Below are 18919 nucleotides of genomic sequence, written 5' to 3'. Positions count from 1 at the left end.
TTGAATAAAATTGATATTTCTCAATCTTGAACTTAATAAAAAAGAGTTTTTTGGTGAAAAAATTTGCTGGAAATTAATTTGACATAGCCCGGTTTATAAAAAAATCGTCAAATCAGGCACTACTTTTGTGTATCTACGTCAACAATTTTAAATTTACTCTTTTAGCTGGGATTATTCCCAAAACAAAATGCAACTTGCCGCATGAAATGAACAACGCTCAAATTCTAATTTTAATCTGTTGAGACAAGATGAATCGTAGATTTTCTGACAATATTATGCGGCTGCATAAATCTTTACATTACACATCCTGCAAAAGGATGAAATTTAATTTATTTTCTTTAGGTTGGCAACGTGAACAAACAATGAATTGGCATCAGAAATTACTTAAACGTCTGTTCCCGCTGTTATTTTTAATTTCCTTTGTTACAGTTTCGTTGGGGCATAATTTTACACCCATTCATGCCCAAATTACTCGTCAAGAAATTCGCGGTGTGTGGATGACCAACAATGATCTCAACATTCTCAGAGATCGTACTAAAGTTCGGGATGCTGTCACTAAACTCAGAAAGCTTAACTTCAATACTATCTATCCTGTAGTTTGGAATTCAGGCTATGTCATGTATCCTAGCAATGTAGCCAAACGTTTAGATATTCAACCCTTTGTTTTTCGCGGTTTAGATGGTCATGATATTCTAGCCGATTTAATCAATCAAGCCCATCGTCAAAATTTACTGGCTGTACCTTGGTTTGAATTTGGTTTTATGACACCTCCAACTTCAGAACTAGCATTAAATAAACCAGAATGGTTAACACAAAAACGCAATGGTAGCCAAACTTCTGTTAGTGCTGCCGGTGAAGTTGCATGGTTAAATCCTTTTCATCCAGAAGTACAACAGTTTATTACTGATTTATTGGTAGAACTGGCCAACAATTATGATATTGATGGGATTCAGTTTGATGATCATACAAGTTTACCCCATGAATTTGGCTACGATAAATACACCATTTCCTTATACCGTCAAGAAACTAAAAAGAATCCACCCGCAGATCCGCAAGATCCAGAATGGGTCAGTTGGAGAGCAAATAAAATCACAGATTTTATGGTGAGATTGAATCAAAGAATCAAACAAATTAAACCAAAAGCGATTTTCTCCGTTTCACCCAACTACTACGATTTTGCTTACAAGTTTCAATTACAAGATTGGCTAGAATGGGTACGAGCTAACATAGTAGATGAACTAGTTGTGCAAGTTTATCGAGATAATTTAGAAAGCTTTACTGCTAAACTTTCTCGTCCAGAAATGCAAGAAGTACAACAAACTATTCCGACTGGAGTAGGGATTATGGCAGGATTAAGAACTAAGCCTGTACCCATGCAACAAATTAAATCCCAAGTCCGAGCAGCACAACAACGGGGATTAGGTGTTGTTTTCTTCTACTATGAAAGTCTGTGGAATAATGCTCAAGAATCTTTAAATGAGCGGTTATCTGGATTTAAAAGTCTGTTTCCATATCCTGCTTTGCGATTAGCAGCGGATTAAACTAGGAGTTGGTAACAAGTTAAGGCTACACAGGCAAAATTCATCTACATTGGATTAAAAACTTTGATTTTATTTAGTTGATGTAGGCAAATTTTGTTTGTGTAGTCTTTTTTGTCAAATTGGGATGCTACCGAGTAATTCTTTAGCTACATACTCAACCACAGGTACAGGAACAGCATTACCGAATTGTTTTTTAGCTATCTCATCTTTTTGATGGTATTCAAAATTAGCAGGAAATCCTTGTAATTTACAAGCGTGTTTTGCAGTGATAGGAATATATTTTTTAGGATAATAAATCTTGTCCAAGAACATCTTTTTATATGCTTCTGGATGACTAGAATGAATAGATACAGTTGCTATATAATCTTTACCACCAGTAGCAGTTAAAGTTGGGACGATATCAGCAGTAGGTAAGATTATTCTATAAATATTATTAATCCCAGTCATATTTTTAGAATTAACAAATTCATACTTGTTCTCATTACTTAAACGGAATATTCCTTTTTCAACAAGTTGATTTAATTCTTTTAATTCTATATCAGTTATTATTTCTTGAAAATTCTCAAAAGATAAAGGATTTCCATCCTTATCTCCATATTTTTTACTTCTTCTGTGTTTGAGAAGAGTTAAGCAAATCTTTTTTTCTCTATCACTGGTTTCAATAATATCCCAAGAATGAATGGTGGTATGTCCATTTCTTAAATCTGAAAAAATGAAAAAATCATTTAATTCATCATTTTTTTGAAATCTAGTTCTTGAAGGTGGTATCACACCTTTAAATAAAGTATGTGGATCTAATTTAACTTTTTCAACAGGTTGAACATTTTTAAGTTCATCTAAAATATCTAAAACTTTGGGATGAACATTCAAAGGTTCGGGGAATTTGTATTCTTGGCATCTGTCTAGATCATTTCTAATCCCAACAATAAAAACTCTATCTCTATTTTGAGGTAAACCAAAGTCATAAGCATTTAATATTTTCCACTTCACACAATATCCTATCTGCTGCAATTTTTGTAAAATCAAGTCTAAATTATCTCGATTTTTAGGACTTGCTAAACCGCTAACATTTTCAAAAATAAACGCTTTAGGATTACTTTTATTAACTAACTGAATAACATCAAACCATAATTTTCCTCTAGGATCTTCAAAGCCTCTTAAGCAACCCGCAACAGACCAAGGTTGACAAGGGACACCACCTACCACTACATCCACATAAGATGGAAGTTCACGAATTTTAGTGATATCTCCTAGTTCAATTTCATCTTTATTGAAATAACTGATAAAATTTTTCTGATAAACTTTAATAGCTTGTTTATCTATTTCAGCATAGCCTAAGCATTGACCACCTAGTTTTTCTAAAGCAATTCTAAATCCACCAATACCTGCAAATAGATCGATAAACTTGAATTTATTGGGAGAAGTTACTAATTGTAGAGGTAGTTCTATTTGTTTTGGTATTTGTGAATCAAACGCTTTCATATTTGTTAGCCAAGATTACTAACTAACTTTTTAGATAGGGATTTTTAGTATAACACTATTCAACGTAAAAACTCAGCCTACATTAGCAAGCTGAGTCCAATTATAGTAAATTTCAAAATTCAATTAATTGGAGTTGATTTTAACTCACTAAATCAGGAAATACCTCTTGCACCGCAGGATGTACTAAACGATGATTTTGGACATTCAAACCTTTAGCTAATGCGGGGTTAACATCTAAAGCTTTAATTCCCAAATTTGCCAACTGCACAACATAAGGCAATGTACTATTATTTAATGCTTGAGTTGATGTCCAAGGTACAGCACCGGGCATATTAGGCACGCCATAATGTACTACACCTTCATCAATATAAACTGGATTAGTATGAGATGTGGGGCGTAATGTTTCCACACAACCACCTTGATCAACTGCTACATCTACAAGCACTGAACCAGGACGCATTTGTTTAACTAATTCACGAGATACTAATATAGGTGCTTTACGTCCCGGTATTAACACTGCACCGATGAGTAAATCAGCCTCTTGCACTGCGGTTTCAATGTGGGCAGAATTGCTGTACAGTAATTCTACTCTCGAACCAAACAGAGTTTCTAAATAGGATAGACGTTCAACATTTACATCCAAAATTTGGACTGTTGCACCCATACCCACAGCGATTTTAGCGGCTTCTGTTCCTACCACACCACCGCCTAAAATCACAACTCTTCCAGGTTTAACACCGGGTACTCCACCTAAAAGTACACCCCTACCTCCTTGTTGACGTTCTAGAAATCTAGCTCCAAACTGGACTGCTAATCGACCAGCAATAATGCTCATGGGTGTGAGCAAAGGTAATCTATTTGCTCCTGGTTGTTCTACAGTTTCGTAGGCGATCGCATTAGTGCCACTATCAATTAATTGTTCTGTCAATTGGCGATCGGCTGCTAAATGCAAATAAGTAAATAATAACTGTTCTTTTTGCAAAAATTTATACTCACTGCTTAAAGGTTCTTTCACCTTCACAACCATCTCTTGATTCCAAGCAAATTCAGGTTTTTCAACAATTTTCGCACCAGAGCTACGGTATTCATCATCAGTAAACCCCGAACCTTTACCTGCATCTGTTTCTACAAACACAGTATGACCACTTTCTGTTAATACCCGCACACTAGAAGGACTCAAACCAACCCGAAATTCTTGATCTTTAGTTTCTTTAGGAACGCCTATTTGCATTTATTTATAGCCTCTAATAATTTTTGATTGACTCTAGACTGCCAGTATTTACGTCACCTTGTCCGTATTAATTAATTCAAAATGAAGAAAATCAGGATTTGGAATGTAGGGTGTGAGGTGTGGGGAAACAGAGGAACTGGGGAGCAGGGGACAACAATGTATTATCTCTTGCCTTTTGACTTTTGACTTTTGACTTGTGAACATTCCCGTGACTAATCTCCCAGGATTATTACAATAGACAAAGAATAATTAAAAATTGTAAACAAAGGGTTGGCATTGCTCTCACCCAGAGGCTGCCATTAAGCTGTTCAAAGCTAATCCCTGCAATGAGTTGAAAAATCTCCATTAATATTCTTTTGCCGTTCAGAAGAGAGGAATAGTTAATCATGACACAACAACAACCTACCGTCACTCCCAAGCTAGAAGAACCCAAGTTCGGCTTTAATGAATATGCTGAACGTTTGAATGGGAGAGCCGCTATGATTGGCTTTATCTTGATGGTAGTGATTGAATATCTCACCAATCAAGGTGTACTTGCATGGCTGGGTTTGAAGTAGTTCCATCTGCAAGTTAACTGTTTTCAGTTGTAAGCTAGTAAATAGAAGAGTTGAAACCAGTTGGATAATCCGGCTGGTTTTCACGTTATTTCCATTGGCAGGAAATTACTACATAGGAGAGGGTAAATTTCCACATCTGATTTTTTACTCCAAACAACTATAATGTGATATACCTTGATAGCCCCAGATTAGAAAGGTAAATTGCGGTTGAACTATTCCAGGTAAATTTATACAAAAACTTAACGGAAACCAAACAAGCTGTGATGAACGCTGTATTACCTCGTTTTTTGAAGTCAGCCTACCGGAAAGAACCTATAATCAGTGCATTGGTAACAATAGGTGTGGTAGATGCGCTGATTGGTGGTTTAGATGATAGTTGGTCATTATTTACTTTTGGTTTGGGAACAGCAGGAATAGCACTGTGTTTGAAGGTATGGAAAATGCAGCAGCAATCTCCTTTACCAGAAGAGCCTGTAGTCCAACATTATTTACCTCCTCAGTCCTCTAGTCCGCCTTTACCAACCATGACGGTTTCTAAGAAAAAACCACGTCAAAGTAATTCGTAATTGATAATGCGTAATTCGTAATTAAAGCACATTTGATCTGAGTAAAGTAGACTCATAGCCGCCAAGATATTTACCCCATCAGAGATTTATCATGAATATTTGTACCTAATGCACCTGGAATTTGCTGTAACAGCTTACGTCTAGAACTAGGGGCTTGAACTAAGAAATAAATTTTTAAGTCTCTACAACTAACGTTAGGAGTTCATAAATTGGAATTACGAATTACGTTCGCGCAGCGTGCCGGAGGCAATATTACGAATTACGAATTACTATTTGATGTTTTCAAAGGTGAGGAGACACTGTGAAGAGTGAGGGAAGAAGGGTAGGTAAGACTTTGATTCGCTCTTGTCTGAGCTTGGCATTGATGCCAGTTTTAGCCTTATCAATATCTATCGGACAAGAGTTTTACACTCACTCTGCTCATGCTGCTGATGAGATGATCATAGATTCTCCAAGTAGTCAACCGATTGTCAATCCTCGACTACTTCGCACTTTAAACGGACATACGTCAACTGTTAAATCTCTGAGTTTTAGTCCCAATGGGAAAATGCTAGTCAGTGGTGGCTCAGAAAATGAGGGGATGATTCGTTTTTGGAGTCCTCAAACTGGTAAAAAACTGGCTACGATTAACAGAGCGCATCAAGGATCTGTAGACTCAATTTTAATTTTGCCAGATGGTCAAACTCTGATCAGTTGTGGTAATGACTACAGAATTAATCTTTGGAATCTCAAACAGCTGACCTTTAGTCGCTCCTTTGTGGGACATACCAGTTCAGTTTTATCTTTGGCTGTTTCTTTGACTGGTAACGTTCTCGTCAGTGGTGGTTTAGACGGGATTCGTTTGTGGGATTTAAAACAACTGCGTCCCCTAGCTACACTGGCACGTTTTGACAATCAAGTTCATATCTTAGCGATGAGTCCTGATAGTCAGATTTTAGCTAGTGGTGATAATAAAGGTGTTGTGAAACTTTGGAATTTGCAGACTGGTGAATTAATTCGCCAAATAAACGCACATTCTCAAATTGTGACTGGGTTAGCTTTTACACTTAATGGTGAAAAGTTAATTAGTTCCAGTAGGGATAAAACTATTAAAATTTGGAATGTTAACGATGGTGAAGCAGTCCAAACCCTGACAGGACATAATGATTGGGTAAATAAGATTGCTATTAGTCCTAATGGCAAAATTTTAGCTAGTGCTGGTAAAGATGGGATTAAATTGTGGGATTTAACTACAGGTGAGTTAATCACTAGTATCTCTGATCAACAAGATTGGGTGAGTGCGATCGCTTTTAGTCCAGATGGTAAAATCCTGGCTAGTGGTGGTTTTGATCAAAAAATTAATATCTGGCAAATCCAATAAAAAAACCCCCTGGGTGGGGGACTGTCAGTTATTCGCGTGGAGTGAACAACTAAGTAATAAATACTTACAGTAGATATAGTAATCCGAACAAAATGATCCAAATTACGTCTACGAAGTGCCAGTAAAGTTCAGCGGCTTCAATACCGAAGTGTTTTTGGTTGCTGTAATGACCAGCAGTACGCGATCGCCACAACACCGCCAAAATTGCTAAAACGCCGATGGTAACGTGCAAACCATGAAAACCGGTGAGAACGTAAAACGTACTAGCGAATAAATTAGTAGTTAAACCAAATTCCAGATGGGTATATTCATAAACCTGACCCACCAAGAAAATGGTACCCATCGCCGCAGTAATAGCTAACCAGGTACGCATTCCCTTTTCATCATTCTTTTTGATAGCGGTATCAGCATTGTGCATGACAAAACTGCTGGCTATCAGGTTAACTGTGTTCACCCCAGGTAACAGAAGTTCTAACTCAGGTGTCCCAGCGGGAGGCCATACAGGTAAGGTAGAACGGAAAGCTAAATAAGCACCGAACATACCCATGAAAATCATCCCTTCTGCAATCAGAAACACAACCAAACCAAATAAACGATGGTCTGGATGCGCTTCGTGATGATCAACAGTTGCTACGTGATGATGATTTTGTTCTATTTTCGCTGGGTCAATGATTTGACTTTGCATGAATTTTTAAATTGCTAATGGGTAATTGGTAATAGGTAATCGGTAATTCATAATTCATAATTTTCTTTCAATTACGAATTACGAATTACGAATTACGAATTAAACACCAGACTCAATAGTTGGATAGGGTTCGTCTGGTTTGACACTTAATACTTTGCTAATGTCAGCTTTTTTCTCACCTACGCCGTAGTCATAGGGTCCTGTGGTTAAAACAGGGAGTTTTTCAAAATTCTCAATGGCTGGTGGTGAAGTTGTCATCCACTCTAGAGTCAGACCGCGCCAAGGATTATTAGCTGCTTTAGGTCCGTACAACCAACTCCATACAGCATTGATAATAAAGGGTAATGTGGAAATAGCCAGAATATAAGACCCGTAGGTACAGATTTCATTCAAAGAAGTGAATTTGGGGTCATATTGGGCAATACGACGATTCATTCCCATCATTCCCAGCTTGTGCATGGGTAAAAAAGTCATATTCAGACCAACAATGGTCAGAATTGCGTGAACCTTACCCCAAAATTCGTTCATCATTCGTCCCGTCATTTTTGGGAACCAATGGTAAATCGCCGCAAAAATTCCTAGTACGCTACCACCAAAGAGAACGTAGTGTAAGTGCGCGACCACAAAATAGGTATCGTGAACGTGAATATCAAAAGGTACTGATGCTAACATCACACCACTAATACCACCAATCACAAAGGTTCCCAAGAAACCCATGGCAAAAATCATGGGACTATTGAGGCTGATTTTGCCGCCCCAGATAGTTGCTAACCAACCGAAAATTTTGATCCCGGTGGGAACAGCAATGATCATTGTTGTGATCATGAAAAACATCCGCAACCAACCAGGAATACCGCTGGTAAACATGTGGTGCGCCCAAACGATTAGCCCCAAAAAGCTGATAGCTAGGGAAGAATAGGCGATCGCTTTATAACCAAAAATGGGCTTCCGGGCATGAACTGGCAGGATTTCCGAAATTGCCCCAAAGAAAGGCAAAATCATGATGTACACCGCTGGGTGGGAGTAAAACCAAAACATATGTTGGTAAACCACTGGATCACCACCACCAGTCGGGTTAAAAAATGTTGTCCCTGCTAGTAAGTCAAAGGAAAGCAAAATCAGCGCCCCGGCGAGAACTGGTGTAGACAGCAGCACTAATGCCGAAGTTGCCAACATCGCCCAACAAAACAAGGGCATTTGATGGACTCCCATGCTGGGAACACGCATTTTCAGGAGAGTAACAATGAAGTTAATCGCCCCCAAAATAGACGATGTACCTAAAAGCAAGACGCTGATAATCCAAATCGCCTCACCCACTTGACCTGTTACCAAGCTTAAGGGAGGGTAGGAAGTCCAACCAGCATCAGGGGCATCACCAACTGCCAAACTAGCAATCAGTAACACACCTGCTGGGGGAAGCATCCAAAAAGCCACGGCATTTAAGCGAGGAAAAGCCATATCCCTAGCCCCAATCATCAAGGGGATGAGATAGTTAGCAAAACCCGCCCCTGCTGGCACAATCCACAGGAAAATCATGATTGTGGCGTGGAGTGTGAACAGGCTGTTATAGACTTCTGGAGTGACAAAATCTACTTCTGGTGTGCGTAATTCTGTCCGCACCAAGTCAGCCATCACGCCGCCAATGCAGTAGAAAATAAAGGATGTAACTAGATATTGAATCCCTATTACCTTATGGTCGGTATTAAATGTAAAAAATTCCCACCACTTCCTGTCCCCTGATTCTTCATGGGGAGTGGGAATATTAGCGGTTTCTTGTAACTGTGTTTGAGTCATTCGATTTTGGATTTTAGATTTTGGATTTTGGATTTTGGATTTACCTCGCGTAAGTTTGAGGTGTTTGTACCGTTAAAAAGTTATCAATCTTGGTCATTAGTTATTAGCTGCTGACTAATGGTGGACTTGATGCAGCATTTCTGGATGAATACCCATGTTTTGGGTGTAAGGGGCGAGAAATTCATCTGGTGGCATATCTGCTGGGTTCATGGCCACAGCTTGGTTTAAGGTATCTTTACTAGCAACTAACTGTTCTTGCATCCAACTATCAAAAGCTGCTTGGGACTCTACCACTACTTGAGTTTGCATTGCACCGTGGTAGGGGCCACACAGTTCCGCACAAATTAAAGTATAGCTGCCTTCCTTTCTGGGTGTGATGCGAACTTCTGTTTGTCTACCGGGGATCACGTCTTGTTTGAGGCGAAATTCTGGTACCCAAAAGGCATGAATGACATCGTTAGCTGTCATATTCATTTGTATTTCTTTGCCGATTGGTAAATGAAGTTCTCCAGTAGTCACCCCTGTATCTGGATAGGTAAAAATCCAAGCGTACTGGAGGGCAGAAACGTCAATCACTAATTGGGGTGCGTTGTTGGGAGCAGCTTGATCCGCTTGGGATAATAGATTTTGTGCTTTGTTGCTTGGTGTATCGCTTAAAGTGGCTGCAATGGCAGTTCCCTGTTGCTTCATTGCTTCTTGCATCATTGGTGCTTCATGGCCACCGTGAGGATTTAATCCACCAATTTGGTTGTAGACATCAAAGCTGTAAACGGAAATACCGATGACAATAATGGCTGGGATCGCCGTCCAGAGGATTTCTAAAGGTACATTACCTTCAATTGGTGGACCGTCTTCGTTATCACCTGCACGCCGACGATATTTGAAGATGGAGTAGATTAAAACACCTTCAACTATTAAAAATATACCCATGGAAACAGTTAACATGGCACTGAATAGACCATCTATCAGTACGGCTTCATCTGATGCGGCTGTGGGTAACAGACCGTGATTTTGACCGTACCAAAGGCTGACTAGGGTTAGCACAATGCCAATGAGTAACGTCCAGATCGAACTTGGAATTTTCACGGCTTACTTAATTTGAATTGATTACGTTATTTGAAACTAACTCACTTACTAAGGTAGTGTAGGTCAGGGAATATGGAGTATGAATATCTGAAATTTTTATTAATTTTTTCACTAATTTCCAAATCTTGAGTAAAGTTATTCATGTTAATGTTGTCAAGAATAAATTATAATTCCTGCCAAAATTTAAGGAAAATTTTAGAAAATTTTTCAGAAAATCTAAATAATTGCCAATAATTAATAATTCACATCTTAAAAAATACCTAAATCTTACAGCTAAAAGTAGCTGGGGTGATTCAAAGTATAAGGGAAAGCCAATTTTTCAACCCTGGCTCATCGGTTAGGGTGAAGATAGGAGGCAGGAGGCAGTGGTTCGACTTCGCTCACCAACCGGAGGCAGGAGGCAGGAGGCAGAAGGCAGTGGTTCGACTTCGCTCACCAACCGGAGGCAGAAGGGAGAAGGCAACATTACAAACCTTCTCATCACAAGCTTTTAGCTTTTCATCATGCCCTGAACCTTGTCCACTGCAACAATTGATCAAATAGTAAATTTTAAGAATATCTACCTCAAGCGGGCAGAAGGTATCGTTGATGAACGAATTTGTCCTACAACAACAAAATGAAGCGGCAACCCAACACAATAGCCCCAAGGAAGTAATTCGTCGCTTGGTGTGGAAGATTTGCATAGCCACCTTGATTTTGATGGCCATAGGCAGTGCCACCCGCGTGATGAATGCTGGGCTTGCTTGCCCTGACTGGCCTTTGTGTTATGGGGAATTAGTGCCTGCTAAACAAATGAATCTCCAGGTTTTCTTGGAGTGGTTTCACAGATTAGATGCAGCTTTGATTGGTTTTAGTGCGATCGCTCTTTTGGGTTTATCCTGGTGGCATCGTCGTGTTTTACCCAATTGGCTGCCTTGGGCTTCGGCATTTGCCCTGTTTTTAATCGTTTTCCAAGGGATTTTGGGAGGGCTGACCGTTACCGAACTGCTGCGGTTTGATATTGTTACCGCCCATTTGGGAACGGCGCTATTATTTTTCACTACCCTCCTGGTTATCGGTACAGCACTTAGTCCTTATCAAGGAACTGGCACTGTTGGAAAGCTGCCTTGGGTGGGTTTAGCTGCTGCGGTTTTGGTTTATGTGCAGAGTCTACTAGGTGCGGTGGTAGGTTCTCGTTGGGCGCTACACCAGTGTTTTGCTGGGGATCAACTCTGTGGAGTGATGTACAGCCATATTTTTGGTTTAGTGCCACCAACGGTAGCAACCTTAGCGGTTGTATTCATTTCCTGGCGCACACCAGCACTACACCCAGCCTTGCGAAAATTGGCAAATATGGCAGGTGGGTTGTTAATTTTACAACTGATTTTGGGAGTTGCCACCTTCCGTTTACATCTACAAGTCGAACCTCTCACCGTTTCTCATCAAGCCATTGGTGCGACTTTGTTGGGTACTTTGGTTGTATTTACAGTTTTAGCAGTCCGGGATTGGTTTGCGAACCGAGAAATCAAAATTGCGAATGGGTAAGAAGAGGTTGTGGGGTGTAGGGTGTGGGGTGTAGGGGAGAAGAAGTGCAGAGAATTTTTCTTTCTGTTACCTGTTACCTGTCACCTGTTCCCTGTTCCCTGTTCCCTCAGTTATTGACAAATTAAGGAAAGAGAGAGAGCCAACATGATTGAGACAAATGTCTCTCGTCGCCACCACGATACATTTCTACAAGTTATTCAGAGTTACTATCAGCTAACCAAGCCCAGGATTATTCCTCTGCTGTTGATTACAACTTCTGGGAGTATGTGGATAGCTGCTAAGGGGCAGGTTGATCCCTGGTTGTTGATTGTAACTTTGATTGGCGGTACTTTGGCTGCTGCCAGCGCCCAAACGATTAATTGTATCTATGACCGCGATATAGATTATGACATGGAACGGACGCGCCATCGTCCTATGCCTTCGGGTAGGGTTCAGCCTCGTGATGCTTTGATTTTTGCGATCGCTCTGGCTGTACTTTCTTTTACTCTATTGACGGTTTTCGCCAATTTACTGGCTGCACTTTTAGCATTTTCTGGCATTGTTTTTTATGTTTTAGTCTATACACATTGGCTAAAACGCCATAGCACTCAAAATATTGTCATTGGTGGTGCGGCTGGTGCGATACCCGCTTTGGTGGGTTGGGCTGCGGTTACTGATACTTTAAGTTGGGCGGCTTGGTTGATTTTTGCAATTGTCTTTTTGTGGACTCCGCCTCATTTCTGGGCTTTGGCTTTGATGATTCGTGATGATTACGCTAAGGTGGGGATACCAATGTTACCTGTGGTAGCTGGGGATCAGGCTACGGTTCGCCAAATTTGGTACTATACGGTAATTACGGTAGTGACAACGGTGTTGCTGTTTTATCCTTTACACGCCAGCGGTGTTGTTTATGCAATTATCGCTTTGAGTTTGGGTGGGATATTTGTTCACAAGTCTTGGCGTTTGTTGCAAAGTCCAGAGGATAGGACTGTAGCTAGGGAGTTGTTCCTTTATTCCATTTCTTACATGATGCTTTTGTGTTTGGGAATGGTGGTTGATAGTCTACCTTTTACTCGCAGTCTTGTGACGGCGGTGGTTAGTTATTTGCATTTGGTTTAATTGTGAAAGGTGATCGCATTCTCGGTTTTGGGGTGCGATCGTTTTTTTTAACGCAGAGGAACGCGGAGGTTTGCGCGGAGGTTCGCGGAGTTTTGTTTGTGATGGTTGGGAGGGGTAATTTTTTCTGACAAAGGCAATACAATATTTAAAATATAGTTAGTAGCTAATTGTGGGAGATGATTATGGTTAAGGCAACCATAGGTAAAAAACTCTCTTTAAAGGAATTTCTGTCACTGTCAACGGAAGATGTAAACTATGAATTTGTTGATGGTTATGCAGTACCGAAAGTGTCACCCAAATTTTATCATTCAGTTTTACAGTTAACTTTAGGATCTTTACTCCGCAAATGGTGTAAGGGAAAAGGTAGAGTAGGTACAGAATGGGCTATTGTTTTAAGACGTAAGGGTAAAGATTGGTGTCCAGTACCGGATTTATGTTATATTTCCTATCAACGTTTGCCCAAAAGTTGGCTGTTTAATGAAGCTTGTCCTGTTCCTCCAGAGTTGGTGATTGAAATTATTTCTCCTGACCAAACGATGAAGGATTTTGAAGATAAGGCAAGAGATTATTTTGCAGCAGGTGTTTCACGGGTTTGGGTAATTGAACCGGAAGCGATGAAGATTAGGGTGTTTTTGTCTGCTGATGAAAGTCAGGTTTATACTGGTGATATGTTAATTGTTGATAGTTTGTTGCCTGGGTTTGAGTTGACGGTTAGGCAGCTTTTTATAGAGGCGGAGTTGATTTGATAAAGAAAATTGTTAGTAAGGTAATTGTCTGATAGCGTAGCGTGGCGCAAGCCATATCAGGATTTCCAGGATTTAAGGATTTACAGGATTCAGATGAAAATTTTATCACTAATTACCATGATTAATCTATAAAATTTCCTCTTCATTTACAAGGAAATAAGGTAATTGTTTTATCTCCACTTCCCGCAGCTAAAATTTTTCCATCAGGACTAAAAGCTACTGAATAAACTGTGTCATCAGCACATTTAACACTAGAAATTTCTGCACCATTATCAACAAACCACAACTTCACTGTTTTATCTTTACTCGCACTAGCTAATATTTTACCATTGGGACTAAAAGCGTAAGTATTCAGCTATCAGTAATCAGCTATATATAGGCAGCTTGGGAATACAATCAGAATTTTGCGCCCATTCGAGAAATGTTGATGAGAGAAATCAAGCTGACTGCTGTTAGCGCAGCTTGCTGTTAGGCGTTAGCTAACGGCTGAATGCTTACCTAAAATCTACAGAAATAACGTCATTCAATACTGTTCGGTTAAGAGTTTTCGTAGGTTGGGTTAAGCGATAGCGCAACCCAACAAAAGTCTATCAATGTTGGGTTTCCTAACGTCAACCCAACCTACATAATGATATTTTTGGGGCTTAACCGAAAAGTATTGGAACGTCATTATCATGACCACGGTTTTAATAAAGCATTAAACGAAGTATCTAATTCTGTCAAAACATCCAGTGCTTGCAATGATTGGTTGATAGAATCAAAGATGTTATTAAATTTGGAATTTTGAGCATCTTGATTTTGTTTAACTTTCTCTAATTCCTGAGAATTGTCCTTCAGAGTTTGATTAAATTGCTGTAGGGAGTTTTCAATTTGTGCGAATCGAGAGTTAAAGTCTGCAATTTGTTGGCTAATTTGAGCAAATTCCAGATTTTTATTTTCTTGATTTTGGCGTAATTCCGCTAATTGTTGCTGACTGGTTTCGTTCCAATCTTTGAAAGAGGTTTCAATTTGCTCAAATCGAGAATTAACAACTTCGATTTTTTGAAGCATTTGTGAAAATTCAGATTTTAATTTTTGCACATTGTTTAATTCTTCCCTGTGTTGCTGAATTGTTTGGTTCAAATTCTGCACAGAATTATCCAGTTCAGTTAAACGATTATTAATTCCTTGAAATTGTTGATTAAATTGGTTAATTTCTGTACTGATTTTTTGTAGTGATGTTTCAATTTTCTGGTCTATAATTTGGCTTAACTGTTGTCTCCAAGACTCAATTTGTTGCAACCGCTGATTAGATGTATCCATAGTTTCTTGTACTTGGTAAAAATTGTCTGTGATATTTTGCCAACTTGTCTGTAATTGTTCAATTTGTTGTTGCGATGGGGAATTATTCAACCGGGGACGATTAGCTAAATTTAATACTATGCTTAAACTTAGGGGAATAGCTGCATAAACTACCTGTTGAGTCACTGCTGCTGCTATTGTTCCCAATACTGAACAACCTAAGCATATATACTCGGTAATTTCTAGCCATTTACGTTTATTCATGTGACTATTAACTATAGTATTAAATTAGTATATTTTTATATGATTATTCTTGTCAAAAATTGAATATGGTAGGTAATACCCACTAAAGCCAGAAATAAATAAAAAATAAATTCGATATAATCAAAAAATGTGATACTATAAATAGTTCTCTAAAACCGTGCTGGGTGAAGAACGTAGAGATAAAACTCAGCACATCTACACACTCAGCACAAAGAACTCTGGTTTATGGCACTGCCAATTGTTGCAATTATTGGTCGCCCCAATGTGGGCAAATCCACTTTAGTTAATCGTCTCGCCGGTGATCAAACGGCGATAGTCCATGATGAACCGGGTGTGACACGCGATCGCACCTATCGTCCAGCATTTTGGGGAAACCGCGAATTTGTGGTAGTTGATACTGGCGGTTTAGTATTTAACGATGACACCGAATTTCTCCCTTTGATTCGTCAACAGGCATTAATGGCGCTTTCAGAAGCCTGTGCAGCTATTTTTGTGGTCGATGGACAGACGGGTCCAATGCCAGCAGATCAAGAAATCGCTGATTGGTTACGTCAGCAAAAAGTACCAATTTTACTGGCTGTCAACAAATGTGAGTCACCAGAACAAGGTTTGATGCAAGCTAGTGAATTTTGGGAACTGGGTTTAGGTGAACCTTTCCCGATTTCCGCAATTCATGGTAGCGGTACAGGTGAAATTCTGGATGAGTTAATTACCCACGTTCCCGATGTAAAGGATTTACCAGAAGATAATGTGATTAAAGTCGCCATTATCGGTCGTCCGAATGTGGGTAAATCCAGTTTATTAAATGCTTTTGTTGGGGAAGAACGAGCGATCGTTAGTCCTATTTCTGGTACAACTCGTGATACAATTGATACCGAAATTGAACGGAATGGGCAAACCTACCGCTTAATTGATACTGCCGGTATTCGTAAAAAGAAACACATCGAATACGGTACAGAATTTTTTAGCATTAACCGCGCTTTTAAAGCCATTCGTCGCGCTGATGTGGTTTTACTAGTGATAGATGCTGAAGATGGAGCGACTGAACAAGACCAAAAATTAGCAGGTCGCATTATTGAAGAAGGTCGTGCTTGCATTATTGTGGTTAATAAATGGGATGCAGTGGAAAAAGACTCTTACACCATCTATGATTATGAAAAGAGTCTCGAATCCCGCTTGCATTTTACTGAATGGGCAGATATAATTTTTGTCAGTGCGGTGACAGGACAACGGGTAGAAAAGATTTTAGAATTGGTGAATAAGGCGGCAGAAGCACACAAACGTCGTGTCAGCACTTCCGTAGTTAATGAAGTTCTTACAGACGCTGTTAGCTGGCATTCTCCACCGACAACACGGGGCGGTCGTCAAGGTAAGATATATTATGGTACGCAAGTAAGTACCCAACCACCAACTTTTGCTTTGTTTGTCAACGATGCACAACGGTTTAATGATAATTATCGCCGTTACATTGAAAGACAGTTCCGCAAACAATTAGGATTTGATGGTACTCCGATTCGTTTATTTTGGCGGAGTAAGAAAGTGCGAGAAATGGAACTTGGTAGTGTCAACCGAGCAACTCGCGTAAAATAGTAGTCACTGTTCAGTTGTCTATCTGTTATTTATGTTGACAACTGACAACTGACAACTGACAACTAATTACAAATGGATTTACTGCGATCGCTCCCACTAGGTTTATACTTAGAACAACCGCAAACTTGGCTACATAAACTCGATCCGCGAGTCAAGTTAATTTGGTTGTTAAGCTTTCTTACCAGCTATGTTGTTGCTAACAACTATTGGCGCGTCTTGCTGGTGATATTGTTGATTATTTTTACCCTATTTGCCAAAATTCCCCTGAGAGTATGGCGGCAACAAATGGGCTGGTTATTGGTGCTATCATTCATGGTATTGGCGCTTGGTGCTATCAGTCCGGATGGATTAGGTATAAGTTATCAATCACGGCTACCAGTTAATCGACAAGTATCAACTCAACCAGCAACTGCTGAGAATATTCAAGAAAATTCAAACAAAGTAAATAGCAATCAAGAATATAAATATATTCTATTTAATAAAGGCCCAGTGAAAGTAAATCGCCGTTCTTTGGATTTAGCAATTAGTCTGAGTACAATAGTATTTACTTTAATTTACAGCACTAATTTATATCTGTTGACAACCGCACCAGAAGAAATAACTTCTGGGATGGAAAGCTTAATGCAGCCGCTACGAAGGTTTAAAATACCAGTTACAGAAATCACCCTGACGCTAACATTATCTTTGCGATTTATTCCTTTAGTTTTAGAAGAAATCCAAAACCTGATTCGTTCTGTAATGACTAGAGCAATTAATTGGAAAAAGCTAGGATTAAAAGGTGGTGCGAAAGTTTGGTTAATTGTAATTGAGAGATTGTTAGAAAATCTGCTCTTACGTGCGGAACAAATGGCAAATGCAATGATGGTAAGGGGTTTTACTAGTCCTAATGAACATCGAGTAAAATGGCAAGAGTTAAAGTTAGGAACAGGTGATTGGGTAGCAATTTTGATTTTAATTGTATTTTGGAGTTTAAGAATAACTTTGGGTACGGAAGTATCTTGATATTGAAAGAAGTAGGTTGGGTTAAGAAAACCCAACTCAAACATCATTATTGATTATTATCCTGTTGAATCCTTAAATCCTGTATAGCAGAAGTCAGGAGTCAGGAGTAAAACCCTTTTGTAGTAAGAGTTTCAGGGAGCATCCCAAATGTGTAAGTTTATTTTTCGTTTGAGTTCAAGACTTGAAATAAACGAACCACGAAGGACACGAAGGACACGAAGGGAAGAGGGAAGAAGAGAGTTTTTGGTGTTGCTGCGGTTATTTTTTCAAAATTGGGATGCTCCCGAGTTTCATGATTAATTGATGTCCTAACTACTCTGTCTACGGCTACATATCCTAATAGATAAATTAAATCTCAAATTAAATATCAGGTTCTACACCTAACGCACGCAGTTGTTCTATCAATCTTTCTTTTTGTCGTCTTTCCTGTTCCATTGGAGTCAAAACCCAATTACCAGAAGCATCATACCAGCGTAACCAAGGTTGTTGAATATTATTATAAGTTCCTTCCCAAACTCCCAAACCTAATTCTATTTCCGGTATCCAAAAACGACAATTTGATGATGATAAATTTATCTCCGCATAACGACCGCCATCTAATTTAAACATTCTAACTTCATATTTATAACGGTCAAAAATAGCGTAATAGGGAATTCTTAGAATCTGTTCATAAACTTCCCACTTGGTTGGTGGTTTTTCTACATCACGCAAAGTTTGTCCTAAATCTTCTTTTTCTGTTCCTGGTGAAAGTAATTCAACTATAATAAAAGGAGTAATTCCCTCTTGCCAAATTACATAACTCAGCCGTAAATCACCATTCTTATAAAGAGGAGAAACACCCACACAAACAAACCAATCTGGTCTTTTATACCATGTTGTGTGATTGGGATCATAATATAAATTCATATCACTAGCAGTAAAGATTTTGTCGCTAGGATAGGTAGGAGAACGAAAAGTCTCATCTAGTAACCGGGGTTGTAATAAATGAAATTGATCAGGCAAACCTTTTTCCTCTGGATCTTCACTTTTCAAATCATACATTGTTGGTAATACTTCTTGGGGAGAACGGGGTGGATCAGTTTGATACATAGGAGTAGTCTTGTTAAAAAAAT

Annotated in this window: 17 protein-coding genes; 9 read left to right on the top strand and 8 right to left on the bottom strand. The window is 39.2% G+C overall.

What is annotated here, in order from left to right; all coding sequences use genetic code 11:
- The first annotated feature begins 317 nt into the window (after positions 1 to 317).
- Entirely contained in the window at positions 318 to 1541 is a 1224-nt protein-coding gene (locus tag A0J48_RS07965) for a glycoside hydrolase family 10 protein (protein WP_234300785.1), read from the top strand.
- Between the two features lie 114 nt (positions 1542 to 1655).
- Here A0J48_RS07965 and A0J48_RS07960 read toward each other — a convergent pair whose 3' ends face one another.
- The gene (locus tag A0J48_RS07960; protein ID WP_200321951.1) at positions 1656 to 3023 is read right to left on the bottom strand and encodes a DNA cytosine methyltransferase; all 1368 of its coding nucleotides are present in this window, start codon (positions 3021 to 3023) and stop codon (positions 1656 to 1658) included.
- A gap of 139 nt (positions 3024 to 3162) precedes the next feature.
- Positions 3163 to 4254, bottom strand: coding sequence for an alanine dehydrogenase (gene ald, locus A0J48_RS07955; RefSeq protein WP_200321949.1), 1092 nt, complete (start codon positions 4252 to 4254; stop codon positions 3163 to 3165).
- 386 nt (positions 4255 to 4640) lie between these two features.
- Between ald and A0J48_RS07950 the strand changes: the two genes are divergently transcribed.
- The 3 genes from A0J48_RS07950 (at position 4641) to A0J48_RS07940 (ending at position 6737) form a co-directional block, all read left to right on the top strand.
- Positions 4641 to 4811, top strand: coding sequence for a chlorophyll a/b-binding protein (locus A0J48_RS07950; protein WP_200321947.1), 171 nt, complete (start codon positions 4641 to 4643; stop codon positions 4809 to 4811).
- Between the two features lie 263 nt (positions 4812 to 5074).
- Positions 5075 to 5377, top strand: coding sequence for a hypothetical protein (locus tag A0J48_RS07945; RefSeq protein WP_200321945.1), 303 nt, complete (start codon positions 5075 to 5077; stop codon positions 5375 to 5377).
- A 301-nt stretch (positions 5378 to 5678) separates the two neighbouring features.
- Complete coding sequence (locus A0J48_RS07940; protein ID WP_325078594.1) at positions 5679 to 6737, top strand: WD40 repeat domain-containing protein; 1059 nt, start codon at positions 5679 to 5681, stop codon at positions 6735 to 6737.
- Between the two features lie 64 nt (positions 6738 to 6801).
- Here A0J48_RS07940 and A0J48_RS07935 read toward each other — a convergent pair whose 3' ends face one another.
- The 3 genes from A0J48_RS07935 to A0J48_RS07925 all read right to left on the bottom strand — a co-directional run bounded on the left by A0J48_RS07935 (position 6802) and on the right by A0J48_RS07925 (position 10302).
- Complete coding sequence (locus tag A0J48_RS07935; protein WP_200321943.1) at positions 6802 to 7422, bottom strand: cytochrome c oxidase subunit 3; 621 nt, start codon at positions 7420 to 7422, stop codon at positions 6802 to 6804.
- A gap of 99 nt (positions 7423 to 7521) precedes the next feature.
- Positions 7522 to 9216 carry a cytochrome c oxidase subunit I gene (gene ctaD, locus A0J48_RS07930; protein ID WP_200321941.1) on the bottom strand — a complete coding sequence of 565 codons (1695 nt, stop codon included), beginning with the start codon at positions 9214 to 9216 and terminating at the stop codon, positions 7522 to 7524.
- Between the two features lie 114 nt (positions 9217 to 9330).
- Positions 9331 to 10302: a cytochrome c oxidase subunit II gene (locus A0J48_RS07925; RefSeq protein WP_200321939.1), complete on the bottom strand. Its 972-nt coding sequence runs from the start codon at positions 10300 to 10302 to the stop codon at positions 9331 to 9333.
- Positions 10303 to 10890: 588 nt separating this feature from the next.
- Between A0J48_RS07925 and A0J48_RS07920 the strand changes: the two genes are divergently transcribed.
- The 3 genes from A0J48_RS07920 to A0J48_RS07910 all read left to right on the top strand — a co-directional run bounded on the left by A0J48_RS07920 (position 10891) and on the right by A0J48_RS07910 (position 13670).
- On the top strand, positions 10891 to 11826 hold the full coding sequence (locus A0J48_RS07920; RefSeq protein WP_200321937.1) for a COX15/CtaA family protein: 936 nt from the start codon (positions 10891 to 10893) through the stop codon (positions 11824 to 11826).
- 144 nt (positions 11827 to 11970) lie between these two features.
- Positions 11971 to 12924 carry a heme o synthase gene (locus A0J48_RS07915; protein WP_200321935.1) on the top strand — a complete coding sequence of 318 codons (954 nt, stop codon included), beginning with the start codon at positions 11971 to 11973 and terminating at the stop codon, positions 12922 to 12924.
- Between the two features lie 182 nt (positions 12925 to 13106).
- On the top strand, positions 13107 to 13670 hold the full coding sequence (locus A0J48_RS07910) for a Uma2 family endonuclease (RefSeq protein WP_200321933.1): 564 nt from the start codon (positions 13107 to 13109) through the stop codon (positions 13668 to 13670).
- 142 nt (positions 13671 to 13812) lie between these two features.
- Here A0J48_RS07910 and A0J48_RS07905 read toward each other — a convergent pair whose 3' ends face one another.
- Positions 13813 to 13962 carry a WD40 repeat domain-containing protein gene (locus tag A0J48_RS07905; protein WP_411841122.1) on the bottom strand — a complete coding sequence of 50 codons (150 nt, stop codon included), beginning with the start codon at positions 13960 to 13962 and terminating at the stop codon, positions 13813 to 13815.
- A 380-nt stretch (positions 13963 to 14342) separates the two neighbouring features.
- Entirely contained in the window at positions 14343 to 15215 is an 873-nt protein-coding gene (locus A0J48_RS07900) for a hypothetical protein (protein ID WP_200321931.1), read from the bottom strand.
- A 225-nt stretch (positions 15216 to 15440) separates the two neighbouring features.
- Between A0J48_RS07900 and der the strand changes: the two genes are divergently transcribed.
- Together der and A0J48_RS07890 are read left to right on the top strand one after the other, a co-directional pair.
- Positions 15441 to 16805 carry a ribosome biogenesis GTPase Der gene (der, locus tag A0J48_RS07895; RefSeq protein WP_200321929.1) on the top strand — a complete coding sequence of 455 codons (1365 nt, stop codon included), beginning with the start codon at positions 15441 to 15443 and terminating at the stop codon, positions 16803 to 16805.
- Between the two features lie 72 nt (positions 16806 to 16877).
- Positions 16878 to 17807: an energy-coupling factor transporter transmembrane component T family protein gene (locus A0J48_RS07890; protein WP_200321927.1), complete on the top strand. Its 930-nt coding sequence runs from the start codon at positions 16878 to 16880 to the stop codon at positions 17805 to 17807.
- A gap of 360 nt (positions 17808 to 18167) precedes the next feature.
- On the opposite strand, the gene A0J48_RS07885 is transcribed toward A0J48_RS07890, so the two are convergent.
- Positions 18168 to 18896, bottom strand: coding sequence for a Uma2 family endonuclease (locus A0J48_RS07885; protein WP_200321924.1), 729 nt, complete (start codon positions 18894 to 18896; stop codon positions 18168 to 18170).
- Between the last annotated feature and the right edge of the window lie 23 nt (positions 18897 to 18919).

Source organism: Sphaerospermopsis aphanizomenoides BCCUSP55, from assembly GCF_001586785.1.
Lineage (GTDB): Bacteria > Cyanobacteriota > Cyanobacteriia > Cyanobacteriales > Nostocaceae > Sphaerospermopsis_A > Sphaerospermopsis_A aphanizomenoides_A.
The sequence above is the reverse complement of the archived record's forward strand: the minus strand, read 5'-3'. Positions and strand labels throughout refer to the sequence as shown.

Coding starts and splice junctions, on each gene's coding strand:
- A0J48_RS07910 (WP_200321933.1), top strand. CDS start 13,107: ATGGTTAAGGCAACCATAGGTAAAAAACTCTCTTTAAAGGAATTTCTG.
- A0J48_RS07945 (WP_200321945.1), top strand. CDS start 5,075: ATGAACGCTGTATTACCTCGTTTTTTGAAGTCAGCCTACCGGAAAGAA.
- ctaD (WP_200321941.1), bottom strand. CDS start 9,216: ATGACTCAAACACAGTTACAAGAAACCGCTAATATTCCCACTCCCCAT.
- A0J48_RS07935 (WP_200321943.1), bottom strand. CDS start 7,422: ATGCAAAGTCAAATCATTGACCCAGCGAAAATAGAACAAAATCATCAT.
- A0J48_RS07965 (WP_234300785.1), top strand. CDS start 318: ATGAAATTTAATTTATTTTCTTTAGGTTGGCAACGTGAACAAACAATG.
- A0J48_RS07950 (WP_200321947.1), top strand. CDS start 4,641: ATGACACAACAACAACCTACCGTCACTCCCAAGCTAGAAGAACCCAAG.
- A0J48_RS07885 (WP_200321924.1), bottom strand. CDS start 18,896: ATGTATCAAACTGATCCACCCCGTTCTCCCCAAGAAGTATTACCAACA.
- A0J48_RS07900 (WP_200321931.1), bottom strand. CDS start 15,215: ATGAATAAACGTAAATGGCTAGAAATTACCGAGTATATATGCTTAGGT.
- A0J48_RS07890 (WP_200321927.1), top strand. CDS start 16,878: ATGGATTTACTGCGATCGCTCCCACTAGGTTTATACTTAGAACAACCG.
- A0J48_RS07915 (WP_200321935.1), top strand. CDS start 11,971: ATGATTGAGACAAATGTCTCTCGTCGCCACCACGATACATTTCTACAA.
- A0J48_RS07920 (WP_200321937.1), top strand. CDS start 10,891: ATGAACGAATTTGTCCTACAACAACAAAATGAAGCGGCAACCCAACAC.
- ald (WP_200321949.1), bottom strand. CDS start 4,254: ATGCAAATAGGCGTTCCTAAAGAAACTAAAGATCAAGAATTTCGGGTT.
- der (WP_200321929.1), top strand. CDS start 15,441: ATGGCACTGCCAATTGTTGCAATTATTGGTCGCCCCAATGTGGGCAAA.
- A0J48_RS07960 (WP_200321951.1), bottom strand. CDS start 3,023: ATGAAAGCGTTTGATTCACAAATACCAAAACAAATAGAACTACCTCTA.